Source organism: Haloplanus litoreus (assembly GCF_045690335.1).
GTDB lineage: Archaea > Halobacteriota > Halobacteria > Halobacteriales > Haloferacaceae > Haloplanus > Haloplanus litoreus.
This window is the reverse complement of sequence record NZ_CP147874.1, coordinates 1,010,519-1,026,309: the sequence shown is the minus strand read 5'-3', so window position 1 is coordinate 1,026,309 and position 15,791 is coordinate 1,010,519. Positions and strand designations below refer to the sequence as shown.

18 protein-coding genes, 1 tRNA gene and 1 pseudogene are annotated in these 15,791 nt (G+C 66.2%); 13 read left to right on the top strand and 7 right to left on the bottom strand.

Annotation, left to right across the window (positions count from 1 at the left end):
• Nucleotides 1–26 precede the first annotated feature (26 nt).
• Genes deoC through V8686_RS05530 form a run of 3 tightly spaced genes read left to right on the top strand, consistent with a single transcriptional unit; the run spans nucleotide 27 to nucleotide 2,224 of the window.
• Complete coding sequence (gene deoC, locus V8686_RS05540) at nucleotides 27–656, top strand: deoxyribose-phosphate aldolase (protein WP_379702966.1); 630 nt, start codon at nucleotides 27–29, stop codon at nucleotides 654–656.
• 45 nt (nucleotides 657–701) lie between these two features.
• Nucleotides 702–1,952 (top strand): tRNA (N(6)-L-threonylcarbamoyladenosine(37)-C(2))-methylthiotransferase, encoded by a 1,251-nt coding sequence (locus tag V8686_RS05535; RefSeq protein WP_379702965.1) that lies wholly within the window; start codon nucleotides 702–704, stop codon nucleotides 1,950–1,952.
• Nucleotides 1,949–2,224 carry a PadR family transcriptional regulator gene (locus V8686_RS05530; protein WP_379702963.1) on the top strand — a complete coding sequence of 92 codons (276 nt, stop codon included), beginning with the start codon at nucleotides 1,949–1,951 and terminating at the stop codon, nucleotides 2,222–2,224. The genes V8686_RS05535 and V8686_RS05530 overlap by 4 nt, the downstream gene beginning before the upstream one ends.
• Here V8686_RS05530 and V8686_RS05525 read toward each other — a convergent pair.
• Nucleotides 2,221–3,138, bottom strand: coding sequence for a cation diffusion facilitator family transporter (locus V8686_RS05525; protein ID WP_379702962.1), 918 nt, complete (start codon nucleotides 3,136–3,138; stop codon nucleotides 2,221–2,223). The two genes, V8686_RS05530 and V8686_RS05525, sit on opposite strands and share 4 nt — an antisense overlap.
• A 162-nt stretch (nucleotides 3,139–3,300) precedes the next feature.
• Entirely contained in the window at nucleotides 3,301–3,843 is a 543-nt protein-coding gene (locus tag V8686_RS05520; RefSeq protein ID WP_379702961.1) for an HIT family protein, read from the bottom strand.
• 215 nt (nucleotides 3,844–4,058) lie between these two features.
• Between V8686_RS05520 and V8686_RS05515 the strand changes: the two genes are divergently transcribed.
• Nucleotides 4,059–4,259 carry a DUF7835 family putative zinc beta-ribbon protein gene (locus V8686_RS05515; protein ID WP_379702960.1) on the top strand — a complete coding sequence of 67 codons (201 nt, stop codon included), beginning with the start codon at nucleotides 4,059–4,061 and terminating at the stop codon, nucleotides 4,257–4,259.
• Here V8686_RS05515 and map read toward each other — a convergent pair.
• Nucleotides 4,256–5,146, bottom strand: coding sequence for a type II methionyl aminopeptidase (map, locus tag V8686_RS05510; protein ID WP_379702959.1), 891 nt, complete (start codon nucleotides 5,144–5,146; stop codon nucleotides 4,256–4,258). The genes V8686_RS05515 and map overlap by 4 nt on opposite strands.
• Nucleotides 5,147–5,263: 117 nt before the next feature.
• On the opposite strand from map, the gene V8686_RS05505 reads away from it, so the two are divergent.
• The 8 genes from V8686_RS05505 to V8686_RS05470 all read left to right on the top strand — a co-directional run bounded on the left by V8686_RS05505 (nucleotide 5,264) and on the right by V8686_RS05470 (nucleotide 11,305).
• On the top strand, nucleotides 5,264–5,977 hold the full coding sequence (locus V8686_RS05505) for a metallophosphoesterase family protein (RefSeq protein ID WP_379702958.1): 714 nt from the start codon (nucleotides 5,264–5,266) through the stop codon (nucleotides 5,975–5,977).
• Nucleotides 5,978–6,382: 405 nt separating this feature from the next.
• Nucleotides 6,383–7,642, top strand: a complete 1,260-nt coding sequence (icd, locus tag V8686_RS05500) for an isocitrate dehydrogenase (NADP(+)) (protein WP_379702957.1) — start codon at nucleotides 6,383–6,385, stop codon at nucleotides 7,640–7,642.
• A 65-nt stretch (nucleotides 7,643–7,707) separates the two neighbouring features.
• Nucleotides 7,708–8,355, top strand: coding sequence for an adenylate kinase (locus V8686_RS05495; RefSeq protein WP_379702956.1), 648 nt, complete (start codon nucleotides 7,708–7,710; stop codon nucleotides 8,353–8,355).
• Nucleotides 8,356–8,372: 17 nt separating this feature from the next.
• Nucleotides 8,373–8,720: a hypothetical protein gene (locus V8686_RS05490; protein ID WP_379702955.1), complete on the top strand. Its 348-nt coding sequence runs from the start codon at nucleotides 8,373–8,375 to the stop codon at nucleotides 8,718–8,720.
• 59 nt (nucleotides 8,721–8,779) lie between these two features.
• On the top strand, nucleotides 8,780–9,685 hold the full coding sequence (locus V8686_RS05485) for a DUF106 domain-containing protein (protein WP_379702954.1): 906 nt from the start codon (nucleotides 8,780–8,782) through the stop codon (nucleotides 9,683–9,685).
• 54 nt (nucleotides 9,686–9,739) lie between these two features.
• Nucleotides 9,740–10,321: a (d)CMP kinase gene (gene cmk / locus V8686_RS05480; RefSeq protein ID WP_379702953.1), complete on the top strand. Its 582-nt coding sequence runs from the start codon at nucleotides 9,740–9,742 to the stop codon at nucleotides 10,319–10,321.
• Between the two features lie 2 nt (nucleotides 10,322–10,323).
• Nucleotides 10,324–11,187, top strand: coding sequence for an RNA-guided pseudouridylation complex pseudouridine synthase subunit Cbf5 (locus V8686_RS05475; RefSeq protein ID WP_379706473.1), 864 nt, complete (start codon nucleotides 10,324–10,326; stop codon nucleotides 11,185–11,187).
• A gap of 47 nt (nucleotides 11,188–11,234) precedes the next feature.
• A tRNA-Pro gene (locus V8686_RS05470) sits at nucleotides 11,235–11,305 on the top strand.
• A gap of 185 nt (nucleotides 11,306–11,490) precedes the next feature.
• On the opposite strand, the gene V8686_RS05465 is transcribed toward V8686_RS05470, so the two are convergent.
• Nucleotides 11,491–11,616, bottom strand: a complete 126-nt coding sequence (locus V8686_RS05465; RefSeq protein WP_379702952.1) for a hypothetical protein — start codon at nucleotides 11,614–11,616, stop codon at nucleotides 11,491–11,493.
• An 856-nt stretch (nucleotides 11,617–12,472) separates the two neighbouring features.
• Here V8686_RS05465 and V8686_RS05460 point away from each other — a divergent pair.
• On the top strand, nucleotides 12,473–14,350 hold the full coding sequence (locus V8686_RS05460; RefSeq protein ID WP_379702951.1) for a methyl-accepting chemotaxis protein: 1,878 nt from the start codon (nucleotides 12,473–12,475) through the stop codon (nucleotides 14,348–14,350).
• Between the two features lie 24 nt (nucleotides 14,351–14,374).
• Here the strand turns inward: V8686_RS05460 and V8686_RS05455 are convergent, their stop codons facing one another.
• The 3 genes and pseudogenes from V8686_RS05455 to V8686_RS05445 all read right to left on the bottom strand — a co-directional run bounded on the left by V8686_RS05455 (nucleotide 14,375) and on the right by V8686_RS05445 (nucleotide 15,682).
• A complete protein-coding gene (locus tag V8686_RS05455) occupies nucleotides 14,375–14,689 on the bottom strand; it encodes an ASCH domain-containing protein (protein WP_379702950.1) in 315 nt (104 codons plus the stop codon).
• 45 nt (nucleotides 14,690–14,734) lie between these two features.
• Nucleotides 14,735–15,219 (bottom strand): annotated as a pseudogene (locus V8686_RS05450) (peroxiredoxin family protein).
• Between the two features lie 109 nt (nucleotides 15,220–15,328).
• Nucleotides 15,329–15,682, bottom strand: coding sequence for a hypothetical protein (locus tag V8686_RS05445; protein WP_379702949.1), 354 nt, complete (start codon nucleotides 15,680–15,682; stop codon nucleotides 15,329–15,331).
• Nucleotides 15,683–15,791: the final 109 nt, after the last annotated feature.

Sequence of the window (15,791 nt, the reverse complement as noted above, 5' to 3'; positions counted from 1 at the left end):
CGCTCCGCGGGCGTGAGTCGAAGTGTATGGACCGAGCCGACTTCGCCGCCCGCATCGACCACACCGTCCTCGGCCCGGAGACGACACTCGCCGACGCCCGGGGCGTCGTCGCGGCGGCGGCCGAGTACGGCACGAACGCCTGTGTACCCCCGTGTTACGTCGCCGAGGTGCGCGAAGACGCCGAGGCGGTGACGCTGATGACGGTGGTCGGCTTCCCGCACGGACAACACGCCCCGACGGTGAAACGCGAGGAGGCAGTCACTGCCTGGGAGGACGGCGCGGACGAACTCGACGTGGTCCTGAACGTGGGACGAGTGAAAGCGGGCGAGTACGACGCGGTGATCGACGAACTGGCCGAACTCGTTGCGGCGGTGCCGGTGCCGGTGAAAGTCATCGTCGAGGCGCCGCTGTTGACGGACGTCGAGAAGCGCCGCGCCGCGGAGGCGGCCGTCGAAGCCGACGCGGACTACCTCAAGACGGGCACGGGCGTCGCCGGGCCGGCCACGGCCGCGGACGTGGCACTGCTCGCGGAGTACCTGCCGGTGAAAGCGAGCGGTGGCATCGGGACGACGGAGGAAGCGCGGGCGATGCTCGACGCGGGAGCGGAACGGATCGGCGCGTCGGCGGGCGATTCCCTCGTCCAGGGCTTCGAGTAGGACCGTCGCGCTTTTCTCCGCGCGCACGCAAGGCCGGATACCGAGATGGCCCGCTATCACATCGAGACGTACGGGTGTACGGCCAACCGCGGCGAGAGCCGCGCTATCGAGCGTCGGCTTCGCGACGGCGGCCACTACCCCGCCGACGGACCGGCCGACGCCGACGTGGCCATCCTCAACACCTGTACGGTCGTCGAGAAGACGGAGCAAAACATGCTCCGGCGGGCCGAGGAACTGCAAGACGAGACGGGTGACCTCGTGGTCACGGGCTGTATGGCGCTGGCACAGGGAGGAGCCTTCGCCGACGCCGGCGTCGATGCACAGGTCGTCCACTGGGACGGGGTGCCCGAGGCGGCGATGAACGGCGAGTGCCCGACCACGACCCCGGACGCCGAACCGATCCTCGACGGCGTCATCGGCATCCTCCCCATCGCCCGCGGCTGTATGAGCGACTGTTCGTACTGCATCACCAAGCGCGCGACGGGAAAAATCGACTCGCCGCCCGTCGAGGAGAACGTCGAGAAGGCCCGGGCGCTGGTCCACGCGGGCGCGAAGGAACTCCGCATCACGGGCCAGGACACCGGCGTCTACGGGTGGGACGACGGGGAGCGAAAGCTGCACGTCCTCCTCGACCGCATCTGCGACATCGACGGCGACTTCCGGGTCCGCGTCGGGATGGCGAACCCGAAGGGCGTCCACGGTATCCGCGAGGAACTCGCCGACGTCTTCGCCGAGAACGAGAAACTCTACAACTTCCTGCACGCGCCGGTCCAGTCGGGGTCGAACGACGTCCTCGGCGACATGCGCCGCCAGCACCAGGTCGGCGAGTTTCTCGACGTCGTCGAGACGTTCGACGACCGACTCGACGAGTGGACCCTCTCGACGGACTTCATCGTCGGCTTCCCCACCGAGACGGACGACGATCACGAGGCGAGTATGGACCTCCTGCGCCGGATCCGCCCCGAGAAGATCAACGTCACTCGCTTCTCGAAGCGCCCGGGAACCGACGCCGCCGACCTGAAGGGCCTCGGCGGGACGGTCAAGAAGGAGCGCTCGAAGGCGATGTCCGAACTGAAACGCGAGGTGGTCGGCGAGGTTCACGAATCGATGGTCGGCGACGAGCGCGAGGTGCTCGCGGTCCGACCGGGTACCGGCGACTCGGTGAAGTGCCGCGACGGGGCCTACCGGCAGGTGATCGTCCGGAACGCCGACGAGCACGGGATCGAACCCGGCGACCGCTTCGAGGTATCGATCACCGCCCACGAGACGATGTACGTCTTCGGCCGCCCGGTATGAAGTGGCTCCGGAGCGGCCTCCGCCGGGACATCTGTGTCGTCGTCGCCGCGAGCGAGGAGCCACCGACGGCACAGGAGTGCAAGGCGACGCTCGAATCCCAGTACGGCGACCGGATCGATCCGTCGACGTTCTACGGCGCGCTCGGGACGCTGACCGACACCGGTCACCTCGCCGAGACGGCCGACGGCATCCACGACCGGTACGAACTCACCGAAGCGGGGTCGCGGGCGCTCCGCGACCACTACGACTGGGTCGAGGAGTCGCTGGACTAACGAGCCGTCGTCGACGCCGAGGAGCGGTCGGCGGCATCCTTCCACTCGCCGAGTCCGGCGGGGTCGAGGTGGACGTGTACGTCGGAGACGGGTTCGATTTCACGGACCCGCTCCCGGAGTTCCGTCTCGATGTCGTGGGCGGCCGTGAGGGAGTGGTCGGCGTCGATTTCGGCGTGGAACTCCACCTCGATGACGTGTCCGGAGTAGTAGGCGACGAAGTCGTGAACGCCCCGCACCTCGGGGTGTGAACGAATGGCCCGTTCGATCCGTTCGCGCTCCTCGGCGGGCGGCGCACCGTCGGAGAGATAGCGGATGTTCTCGCGGGAGATGTCGATCCCCTGGTAGATGACGAGGAGGCTGACGACGCCGCCGGCGATGGGGTCGAAGATGGGGTAGCCAAGCGCCATGCCGGCGACGCCGGCGAAGGCGGCGAGCGTGGTGAACACGTCGTTCTGACTGTCCGCGGCGAGGGCGCGGAGGCTGGGCGACCCGACGTCCCGATTGACGAGGCAGGTGTACCAGTAACAGGCGTACCGGTCGACGAGCGCGAAGAGCAGGCCGGCGACGAGGATGGCACTGTACTCGGCGCTGGGACCAGTGAGGAGGGCGTGTCCGGAGTCGTAGAGGAGTTTCAGTCCGAGGAGGACGAGGACGCCACCGACGAACAGGGCGGAGAGGGGTTCGAACCGCTCGTGGCCGTGGGGGTGGGAGGCGTCGGGGTCGTCGTAGACGAACCGCCCCCAGACGAGGACGACGGCGCTGGCGAGGAGGTCGGCGACCGAGTGGGCGGCGTCGGCCATGAGCGCGAGGCTCCCCGAGAACACGCCGAGCGTCCCTTCGACGGCGATTTTGAGGACGTTCGAGACGACGTTGACCCACGACGCCTTGAGGAACGCGGTCCGGTCCCCTGACATGTACACCGAACGAGGAGCTATATCCACATAAGCAGTGCTATTAGAGGCGTGGAAGGCAGTTTTAGACTCGGTCTAATTCGTGGTCGCGCCCGGAACGGTTCGTCCCCCGTATCGACGGACTGCCGGACCGCGTGCGCTCGGGCGGGCAACGACCACGGGCGCCTACAGCGAAATGACGACCGCTCGGTCCTCGCCGGGGACCGTCGCGTCGGGTTGCGCGGCGAAGGCGTCGTGGAGGTGGTCGTAGGTGTCGTCGACGGCTTCGACGATGACCGACGTGTCCGCGACGACGGGCATGAAGTTGGTGTCGCCCTCCCACCGAGGGACGACGTGGGTGTGAAGGTGGTCGTCGATGGAGCCACCGGCCGCACCGCCGCCGAGATTCAGCCCCATATTGAGGGCGTCGGGGTCGAGTGCTGCCTCCATCGCGTCCACGGTTCGTCCCTTGAGTCGCGCGTGATCCAGCAGTTCGGCGTCGTCGAGCGCGCGGTAGTCGCCGTCGTGGCGGTAGGGGATCACCATGGCGTGACCGGGGTTGTACGGGTAGTTGTTGAGAACGACGAAGGCGTGGTCGCTCCGCGCGACGATGCGGTTGGCCCGGTCGTCGGTCCGGTCGGGGAGGACACAGAACGGACAGCCGTCGACGTCGTCTTCGTCCTCCCGGGACACCCACTCGATGCGCCACGGGGCGAACAGCTGGTCCATGTGTGAGAGGGCGGCGTCCAGCCGTTTATACCACCCGGCACGCGGCCACCACACGGTGGACCGAGGCCGTGGCGTCGAGTGGAGCCCACCGTGTGACACCCGTCTGACGGCCCTGATTCTCACCGGTGAAAATCCGGCTGCGGCCGGATTAACCGGATTTAATCCGGGTTAACCGACTGCCGGGCTTATGCGACCGGCACCGCTAGGGACGGTCGATGAAGGCGAAACGACCGAACCCAGATACCAACCACGAACTGTGTCCCGACTGTGGTCGAGAAACCCGACACGCCGTCAGGGTGGAGATTCGAACGGAGAACCCTGCCTCGGCGAACGCGGCGTTCTCGCGCGAACCCTACCGGGTCGCGGTCTGTGATATCTGCGAGTCGGAGTCGATCCAGCGGATGAACGACGCCTAGGCGGTGGTGATCTCACACCCGTCTTCGGTGACGATGAGGGTGTGTTCGGCCTGACTGACGAGGTGACCGTCCTCCTCTTTCAGAACGGGGTAGCCGTGGACGACGTCCTGTTGTTTGAGTCGACGGAGCGCCATCTCCGCACGCGGCACGTCGAACCACCTGGCGGCGAAGGGAAGGGTCCGGTACTTTTCCGTGACGGTGTCGAGGATCTGTCGAGCCTGTCGGTTGCGCACCGAGCGCTCGCGTTCGAGGCTGTAGATTTCCTCCTTGCTCCCCTCGTTCACCTTGCCGCGGCCGTCGGTGGCGAACGGTTCGATAGCGATGACGTCGCCGACTTCGAGTTCCGAGCCGTGTTCGATGCCGCGGTTGGGGACGCTCGGGCCCGTGTGGGCGTCCCACTGTTCGACGCCGTGGCCGGAGAGATTGAGGACGGGCGTGTAGCCGTAGCCGCGGATCACGTCCTCGATTTCCGCGCCGATCGTCCCCGTGTCGACGCCGGGGGCGACGGCGTCAACGGCCACGTCGAGGGCCTCCTCGGCGGCCTCGACCAGTTCGGGGTTCCCCGAGAGGTCGACCGTCGTGGCGGCGTCGGCGATGTAGCCGTCGACGTGAACACCCACGTCGAGACAGACCATCTCCTCGCCGAACTCGGTGTCGTCGTCGCGGGCGGGCGTCGAGTGGCTGGCCTCCTCGTCGACGCTGATGTTGACGGGGAAGGCAGCACCGTCGGCCAGTTCGTCGATCCGTGCCTCGGCGTGTTCGGCGACTTCGAGGTGGGTCACTCCCGGTTCGATCATCTCGGCCGCCTCGTCGAGGACGGTTCGCAACGCCTCGCCGGCCTGGCGATACTTCTCGACTGTCTCCTCGTCGAGGGGTCCAACGCTCATGGGCGCCCTTGGCGTGAGTCGCGGAAAGAGGTTGCGGCACGGCCGTCGACCTATATAGCCATACGGACGACAATTAGCGCGGTTTATGTGACTCGGCGGACCAATCGAGGATAGCCAATGATCGACACCGCCGGACTGAACGCGGCGCTGGGGGCAGATCACCGACGCGTCGACGCCGACGCCTGGACGAACGTCTACGTCGTCGGCGACGTCCACGGGTGTCTGACCGAACTCGAGGGACTGCTCGGCCGCCTCGACCCCGACGACGACGAACTCGTGGTGTTCGTCGGTGACCTCGTCCGCAAAGGCCCGGACAGCGCCGGGGTAATCGATCTAGTCCGGTCGCGACCCAACTACCAGACGGTCCGGGGCAACAACGAGGAGAAACTCCTGCGCGGGGAGACGGAACTCGACGAACTCGACGACGACGACCTGAACTGGATCGCCGACCGACCGGTGGCGATCAGTTGGGAGGGCGCTCTGGTCGTCCACGCGGGCGTCGACCCGCGCAAACCCCTCGTCCAGCATACGGTCGACGACTTCGAGACCATCCGCGAACTCGGTGACGGCGACTACGAGCCCCCGTTCTGGTACGACGCCTACGGGGGCGACACCCGCGTCTTCTTCGGACACACCCCCCTCGACGCACCGGTCGTCCGCGAGGGCGCCGTCGGCCTCGACACCGGCTGCGTCTACGGCGGCGAACTCACCGCCTACGACTGGGCCGAGGACCGGTTCCTGAGCCTCGCGCCAGCCCGCACCGTCCAGGAGCGTCCCGCCCGGAAGTTCGTCACGCCACGCCGCCCGGCCGTCGACTGTAGTAGCGCTTGAAACGAGTTATACACCCAACCGAACGCAGTTTTGCGACTGGGTGTGTGACGACTGTCAAACGCTCCGATAGCTCTCGGCGGCGCACACCTGCGTCGACGCGGTGTCGAACACGACGCCGGCACCGTCGTCGGCACAGACGATCACCGGTCGGTCAGCAAGTCGACGCCCGTCTCGACGCCGAATCCGGCCGCGATTTCGGCCGCCTCCGCCCCGGCGACGAGGACGGGCGGCGTCCCTTCGGCCACGACGCGGCAGCGCTCACGGCGCCCTCGACGCCCGGAACCACCGTGGACGACGAGGCGCACAGCAGACCAGCGGCGGGGAAGCGGATACGTCCCCCGGCGAGCGGCCCTGCAGCGGGATAACGGCAGGTCTTTCACCTTGGTCGAAGAATGCGACGACGATATGAGCTACGACAAAGTCGAGGTTCCCGACGACGGGGCAGTCATCACCGTCGACGAGGACACCGGCGAACTCGCCGTACCGTCGAATCCGATCATTCCGATCATCTACGGCGACGGCATCGGGAAGGACGTCTCGCCGGCCGCCCAGCAGGTACTCGACGCCGCCGCCGAGGCGACGGGGCGCTCGATCAACTGGATGCGGCTCTACGCCGGCGAGTCCGCGCGCGAGCGCTACGACGATAACCTGCCCCAGGAGACGGTCGACGCCATCCGCGAACACCGCGTCGCGATCAAGGGGCCGCTGACGACGCCCGTCGGCTCCGGCTTCCGCTCGCTGAACGTCGCCCTCCGAAAGAAGCTCGACCTGTACGCGAACATGCGGCCGACCTACTACCTCGACGGCGTCCCCTCGCCCGTCACCAACCCCGAGAAGATGGACATGGTCAACTTCCGGGAGAACACCGAGGACGTGTACGCCGGCATCGAGTGGGAGGCCGGCACGGACGAGGTCGAACGCGTCAGGGAGTTCGTCGAGGAGGAGATGGGCAAGACGGGGATCATCCACGAGGGTCCCGTCGGCATCGGCATCAAACCCATCTCGGAGTTCGGCAGCAAGCGCCTGATTCGGCAGGCTATCGACTACGCGCTGGCGAACGACCGCGACTCGGTGACGCTCGTCCACAAGGGCAACATCATGAAGTTCACCGAGGCAGCCTTCCGCGACTGGGGCTACGAACTCGCCGAGGAGGAGTACGGCGAGAACGTCATCACGGAGGACGAACTCTGGGACGAGTACGACGGCGAGGCGCCCGACGGGGTCGTCGTCGTCAAGGATCGCATCGCGGACAACATGCTCCAGCAGCTCCTGACCCGAACCGAGCAGTACGACGTGCTGGCGATGCCGAACCTCAACGGCGACTACCTCTCGGACGCCGCGGGCGCCCAGATCGGTGGGCTCGGTATCGCGCCGGGCGCGAACCTCGGCGAGGGTCGCGTGCTGGCCGAACCCGTCCACGGCTCCGCGCCGAAGTACGCCGGCGAGGACAAGGTCAACCCCACCGCGATGATCCTCTCGGGCCGGATCATGCTCGAACAATTGGGCTGGGAGGACGCCGCCGACCTCGTCCGTGACGCCGTCGAGGCGACCATCTCCGCCGGCGAGGTCACCTACGACCTCCACCGACAGATCGAGGGCGGCACGAAACTCGCCACCAGCGAGTACGCCGACGCCGTCTGCGAGCGGATCGAAGATCTGGCGTAGTTCCGATTCCGACAACATCGCCCCGACTTCTTTACTAATTTATACTCGGAGAGGGAGATACGCGTATGAGCGAGCCACACGTGCTGTTGCTCGGCGCACCGGGAGCGGGCAAGGGAACCCAGAGCAAGCGCCTCGCCGAGGCGTTCGACGTCGAACACGTCACGACGGGCGACGCGCTCCGTGCGAACAAGGACATGGACCTCAGTCACATGGACACGGAGTACGACACGCCCCGTGCGTACATGGAGGCGGGCGAACTCGTCCCCGACGCGGTGGTCAACGAAATCGTCAAGACGGCCCTGGCGGAGGCCGACGGCTACGTCCTCGACGGCTACCCCCGAAACATCGATCAGGCCGAGTACCTCTCCGACATCACCGACCTCGACGTCGTCCTCTTCCTCGACGTGAGCGAGGCGGAACTCGTCGACCGACTCACCGGCCGCCGGGTCTGTGAGGAGTGTGGCGCCAACTACCACGTCGAGTTCAGCCCGCCCGAGGAGGCGGGCGTCTGCGACGAGTGCGGCGGCGACCTGATCCAGCGGGACGACGACACCGAAGAGACGGTCCGCGAGCGCCTGCGGGTGTACGAGGAGAACACCGCGCCGGTCGTCGAACACTACCGTGACGAGGGCGTTCTCGTGGAAGTCGACGGCGAGGGCACGCCCGACGAGGTGTTCGAGGCGATCAGCGGGGAAGTCGACGCGGCAACGTAGGCCGAAGCCATACCTTCGTGGCGGTCGGCGGCAGCGTCCTCATCGGTACAGCCCTCCTTCGCACGCCGACGACCGCCGTGCAGGTGGTCCTCATCGGCGCCGCGGGCGCCCTCGACGCCGTCGCCGCCTTCGGGAACCCGATGACCGCCCGGATCGACTGGTTTCGACTCGGTGGGCTTGCGAACGTGACCCTCGGACTTGCGCTCCCGGTCGGCGTCCTCGGCTGGGGGAACGGCGCGGGCGGTACCGCCATCCTCGCCGTCACGGCTCTCGGCGGCCCCTCGCTCGCGGCGATGGGCGTCGACGTCGCGCTCTACGCCGGTGCACACGTCTACGAGCGGCCGCTCGACGCGTCGACCGAGTGACGAGCGCTCCCGCGGACAGAGTAAAAGGTTCATAACCTGTGGGAGGCTACTCGTCCTCAATGGCACGGATCGAGCAGAAGGTGCGGGACCTCGTCTCCGACGACACGGAGATGGAGTCGGTCGTCCGGACGGTCCTCGACCGTGCGGAGGACGGCGAGGTCAAGTGGGTCGACGTCCGCGACGACTTATCCAGCGGGCAGTGGGGCCGCCTCATCGAGAAGGGCGTGCTGATCGACGGGGAGGCTGGCTTCCGGTTGGCCGACCCCGAGGCGACCCGCGACGCCCTCGAAAACGGGACGGCGACGACGGCGACGACCTCCTCGTCGGACGACGACACGGGCGACTCGTCGTGGTCGATGTGGGACAAGGGCGCGGCGGTCGTCAGTATCGGCCTCTTCGCCGGCTACTCGTGGGCGCCGATGCGCAACGTCATCGGCACCATCATGGACGTCGTCCTCGGACCGCTGAACACGGCGCTTCCCTTCTACGCCGTCGTCATGGTCCTCGCAGTGGTGACGGGCCTGTACTCGACGCTCCTGCAGGCGAACCTGATGGACACCGAGATGATGGGCGAGTATCAGGAGAAGATGCAGGAGATCCAAAAGAAACGCAAGGAGGCCAAAGAGCGGGGCGACGACGAGGCCCTCGACCGAATCCAAGACGAACAGATGGAGGCGATGGGCGACCAGATGGGGATGTTCAAAGAGCAGTTCCGCCCGATGGTGTGGATCATGTTCCTCACCATTCCGGTCTTCCTCTGGATGTACTGGAAGGTCGGCATCGGCGACCCCAGTAGCGGACAGTTCGGGACGATGGTACTCCCCTTCCGGGGTACTGTCGCGTGGAAGGACCAGGTCCTCGGACCGGTGCAGGTCTGGATCGTCTGGTACTTCATCTGCTCGATGGGCTTCACCCAGATCATCCGCAAGGGACTGAACATCGACATCAGCCCGACCGGAACCTGATCGTCGCGGCCGGAAGTGAACATACTCTTTTAGACGGCCATCTTCAGTTGCGATATGTTACTCACCGTGTCCGGGCCGGCGGGCAGTGGGAAGAGCACCACCGCCACCGGTCTCGCGGAGGCGCTCGATCTGGAGCACGTAAGCGGCGGCGATATCTTCCGCGAGCTAGCCGCCGAGCGCGGCTACTCCCCCGTCGAGTTCAACGAACTCGCCGAGGAGGACGAACGGATCGACCACGACCTCGACCGACGCCTGTACGAAATCGCCCGTGACCGGGATGGACTCGTCCTCGAATCTCGTCTGGCAGGGTGGCTGGCCGGGAATCACGCCGACTTCCGACTCTGGCTCGATGCGCCCGTCGACGTCCGGGCCGCTCGCATCGCAGACCGTGAGGGGAAGTCCGTCGAACGCGCCCGCGAGGAGACGCTCCGCCGCGAGCGCAGCGAGCGAAAACGGTACGACGACTACTACGGCATCGACATCGGCGACCTCTCCGTCTACGACTTCGTCGTGAACACCGCCCGCTGGACCGCCACGGACGTCCTCGCGATACTGACCACCGCCATCGAACGCTACGATCCTGCGGCCGACGAGGGTCGTTACCCCGTCGACGTCGTCGACGACTTCCAGCCGTGACCCTGCGTGATCCGCCCGGCGACCGCTCGCTCGGGGATCGCCTCACCTTCGGCGTCGTCAACCTCGACAAGCCGCCCGGTCCCTCCGCCCATCAGGTCGCTGGCTGGGTGCGCGACATGGCGGGCGTCGACCGAGCCGCCCACGCCGGGACGCTCGATCCGAAGGTGACCGGCTGTCTCCCGACCATGCTCGGCGACGCCACCCGACTCGCGCCCGTCTTCCTCGAAGGGCGCAAGGAGTACGTCGCCGTCCTCGAACTCCACGGGCGTCCACCCGCCGACATCGAAGACGTCCTCGCCGAATTCGAAGGTGAGATCTATCAGAAGCCGCCGCGCAAGAGCGCCGTCGCCCGCCGCCTCCGCACCCGGCGGATCCACAGCCTCGACCTCCTCGAAACCCGGGACCGACAGGCCCTCATCCGCATCGAGTGTGCCAGCGGAACCTACGTCCGAAAGCTCTGTCACGACCTCGGACTCGCCCTCGGTACCGGCGCGCACATGGGCGACCTCCGGCGGACGGCCACCGACCCATTCGACGACCGCGACCTGGTGACGCTCCAGGACCTCGCCGACGCGCTCGCCTTCGCCGAGGAGGGCGACGAGGCCCCACTTCGCGAGGTGGTTGCTCCCGCCGAACGCGTCCTCGACGACCTGCCCGCAGTCACCATCGCGCCCAGCGCCGCCGAACAGGTGGCGACCGGTGCGCCCGTCTACGCTCCCGGGGTAATCGCAGCCGACGACGCTCCACAGGACGCGCTCGTCGCCGGCTTCACCCCGGACGGCTCGGCGGTCTGTCTGGGACGACTCGTGGGCGATCCGGACGCCGAGTCGGGTCTCGTCGTCGACCTGGAACGCGTGTTGGTCTGAGACGGAAACGACACGCTTAACCCGCAGACAGCCCTGCCTCGAAACGCGGGACCGTGGGGTAGTGGTATCCTCTGCGCATGGGGTGCGTTGGACCCGTGTTCGAATCACGGCGGTCCCACTCTCCTTTCGAGGCATCCAATGTAGACAGCCTCGGCGCCGACGAGCTGACCGTCGGATACTCGAGGACGAGGATAACGTCGCTCACCGGCTCTCGCGTTCGATTCGCCCCGCGTATCCCGACCGGGGGTGTCGCGAGGAGGTGCATCCTGTGTGAGCGAACACACCGAGTGCGAGACTGACCGATCAGACGATCGCCACCTGCCCGAAAAACGGGAGCAAGCGGCTGATAATGAACCAGATCAAGACTCCGACGACGGCCAAGAACGTGAGCACGCTGATAAGATCTCCGATCAGTTTGACGGGGTCCATAGACGAACGAAATTCCGGATAACAAATAATCGTTCGGGGGTAGCGATATCGGGAGAAAAGACACCACCGATAGGAGCGTTTGGAACTGTTGGCACACCCGATCGCACGTCGTCTGCCGATCGGGCGTGTACTGACTTACAAAGGCTGCTGTAGGGTCGAAGTCGATCAGTAATCTCGGGCAGTGAGCGGAGGCAATCGGAGTGAACACGGAGACGAACCTAGAGGACGACAACCCACCAGTCGGCCGGATATCCTCGGCGTTCCCGGGCCGATCGAACACCGGCCGGTGATCAGCCCGTGCCGAGCGATCCCTCGCCCAGCCACGAGAACGAGCGCCTGGGTGGCCACGGTACGCTGTACGATCGCTCAGGGACTGGCGCGAACACGGCGGCCCCATCACTCCGGTGGGAACACGTGGGCGAGCGAAGCGATTCCACGGCGGAGCCGCTATACGGTGTATTCTACCCGTCTTCGCAAAACCCGGATCGCGACTCGCGTCGCTCGTCGGGGCCGGTACCTTATCGAAAAACGGGGGGTCAGGGACCGAAGTTGTATGTCAGAGGCACCCTCTCTCCCCCTCTCGGTCGACGCCCCCCAAGGGGATGAAATGGGGCTGTTCCCCGGATAATCAACAATATCGTTGGATCGAGACGGGACGGACACGCTCACCGCGGGAAAACGATCCGACCGTGAGAGCCACGGGAGCGCACGGAGCCACCGACCGAGTCCGTCGACGCCGGTTGGCCCGTACGACCACGATATCGACGGCTGGCGCCGGCTTCGGCGTGATGTGGCAATTATCAGCGCTGATGTGGACGACGCAATCCATATCATACTCAGGGGGAAGGGGTAGTGTATGGCAGGGGCGAGCGTGCGTGATTCGGGGATGTGGCAACGAGCGCGGGACGAGTACTTGAGATACATTCCGACGGGCGATAAGATCCCGGAGGAGACGTGGCAGGCACGCCACCGGAACATCGTCTGGCTCCTGTTCGCCCACGCCCCCTTCCTGTTCGTCCTGGGCCGGTTCTCCGGGACTGAGCCGTACATTACGGGAGCGACGTTCACGGCCGAACCGCTCGAACTCGTGTTGACCGGCGTCGGAGTTATCGTCGGCATCGGGCTGTTGGCGTGGTGGCCTCGACTGGGGCGGCGCGTGCGGACGGCGCTCGCGGCAGTCGGGTTGATGATGGCGTCGGCCGTCGTCGTCTACTTCTCCGGCGGGTTCATCGAGGCGCACTTCCACTTTTTCGTCATGGTGGCCGTGGTGGCCATCTACGAGGACTGGGTTCCCTTCCTCGTGGGGATCCTGTACGTGGCCATCCAACACGGCGTCTTCGGGATGATGAACCCCGCGGCGGTGTACAACCACACCGCAGCGATCCAGAACCCCTGGGGGTGGGCGTTCATCCACGCGGTCTACATCCTCGCCCTCTCGACGGCGTTGATACAGAACTGGATCTCGATCGAGCGCTCCCGGGAGGAGACGGAACGACAGATCGAGACCGTCGAGGAGAGCGAGGGGTTGATCGAGGATCTGCAGGAGAAACAGGCCGAAATCGAGGAGGCAAGAGCCGAAGCCGAGGCCCGACAGGAGGAAGTCGAACGCCTGAACCGGGCGCTCCTGGCGCAGGCCGACGACGTCGCCGCGGCGATGGAGGCGGTCTCGGACGGGGACTTCACCGCCGACCCGCCGACGGAGACGGACATCGAAGCCATCGCGGAGATCAGTGGGGCCTTCGAGGAGATGACGGGCGAACTCTCCGCGACCGTCCTCGATCTGCGGGCGTTCGCGGCGACTGTAGAGGAGACGACAGCGTCGATCTACGACGAGACGGAGACCCTCGAAGCGTCACAGCAGGATCTGGCGGGCGACGTCCGCGAGTTCGCGGAGTCGCTCCGCGAGCAGGCAGGGGAGCTCGAATCGACCACCGACGAGTTGAGCACGCTCTCGGCGACCATCGAGGAGATTGCGGCGAACTCCAGCGAAGTCTCCGCAGAGGCCAGCACCGCCGCGGACGCCGCCGAGACGGGCACGAAAACCGCCACCGAGGCGATCGAGGCCATCGAACACGTAGAAGGCACCGTCGAGGAACTCGCGTCGCTCGTCGAATCGCTCGACGACCGGATGGACGACGTCGCCGAGAGCACCGACCTCATCGAGGAAATCGCCGACCAGACGAACATCCTCGCCTTGAATGCCAACATCGAGGCGGCACACGCGACGACCGACGGCGAGGGCTTCGCCGTCGTCGCCGACGAGGTCAAGTCCCTCGCGGGCGAGACTCGGGACCACTCGGCCGCCATCGAGCGCACGATCACCGAGACCATCGAGGACGTCGATCGAGTGCAAGCCGAGATGGAACAGACCAAAGCCCAGATCGAGACGGGGAAAACGACGATGACCGACGCCAGCGACGCGTTCACGTCCCTGACCGAGACCGTCGAAGGCGTCGACGCCTCGGTCGACGAGGTGGCCGCCGCGACCGACGACGGCGCCCGAACCACCGAGGAGGTCGTCGACGCCATTCAGCGTCTGGCTGACAGCTCTCGGGCGATTGCAAAGCGCAGCGAATCGCTCGCTGAGCGCGCCGAGGCGGGTGCGACGACGGTCACCGACGTCCGCACGCAACTGGACGCACTCACCGAACAGACCGCGAGCCTCGAAGCACAACTCGACGCCTTCACCTGCGAGACGGCGGACTCCGCGGACGCAATGGCCCCACAGCGCTGAGCGTCGACCTCGATCTCCTGGCGGTCAGTCCGTCCGTTCGAAGCGGTGACGAACGATTTCCGAATCATCCTCCCACTCGAAGTGGTCGTGAGCGCGCTCTAGGATCTGCTTGTAGTGGTCGAGATCACGCGCCCCCTCGGCCCGAGCGTCGGCGTCGGTCATGTCGCCGAGGGTCCGGTCGTCGACGGCGACGACCTCGAACGTCGTTTCGTCGATGGCGAAGGTGTCGCCCTCCTCGGCGTATCGCTGTCCGCGGTGGATCTGTGTCACCTCGCCGTCGAGGGCTTGCTGTCGCATCCGGTCGTTCGGCAACAGCGTGTCGGGATCGAGTTCGCTCATACTGGGGGACGGGGCCGAAGCGTCAAAACCCCTTGGTAGCTCCGATCAGGCCCCCCCGAACGGATCCTCGAACCCGTTGCGGATGAAGTACCGAACGTAGTTCCCGTAGGTCCGGTCACCGGGGTGGTCGGCGACCTGTTCGTACCGGACGGTACCCTCGGCGTCGACGACGTACGTCGCCGCGACACCTGTCGGCCCGTGGCTCGTCGCTTCGGTCCCGCCGTACTGCGCGGCGACCACCCCGTCCGGATCGGCGAGGAGTTGGACGTCGAGGTCGTATCGGTCCCGCATCTCCGTCACTTTGCCGAGTGGGTCGGTGACGATTGGCAGGATATCCACGTCGTCGTGAAACCAGAGATCGTAGGCCACTTCGCTGAACGTCTGGAGCTGTTCGGCACAGAAGCTACACCAGTGGCCACGATTGATCAGTACGACCGTGGGGCCCTCGGTGAGCGTCTCCGAGAGGGAAACGGCCTCACGGCGGTACTCTCTAGTGTGAACTCGGGTGCAGTCGTTCCTTCGAGGGTCACAGCCACTGGTCGTGCTACGTGGTTTTGACACCACGCCGGCTGGGTCTCTCCGAGACACAACCGGCACGCTACCGTGACCCGTACCGGTCGCAGTCGATGGGCTGGCGAATCAGGCCGTCGAGTCGTCGTCCGCGTCGGGGAAGACGAACCCGTTGCCGTCCGGGTCCACAGGGTCGTCGGAGACCCACACCGCTGCGACCTCGGTCTTCTCGATAGGCACCTCCTGTCGGTTCCCCATCGCACCCACCTCCTTGGTCGGGAAGTCGCCGTCGGGGGCCGCAACCGTGAGTTCGGAGTGAGCGAACAAGTACTCGGGGGTGATGCACACGTCGCCCGAGAGGTTCCCACGGATCACGCCGTCCCCGGTGAACGTGATCGCTCGTCGATACTCCCGCTTGCACGCCGGACACGTACCGCCGTAGGGACGCTCCTCGGCGTCGCCAGTCATGATACGATCGGTCATTGGGCACTCCAATCAGCGAACGGTGGGAGTATATCGTTTGTGACCCAGGCGTCGCTGGTGTACGAGCGCCGATAAAAAGTACCGCGTCGAAGACCGCTATCGGCGGTCA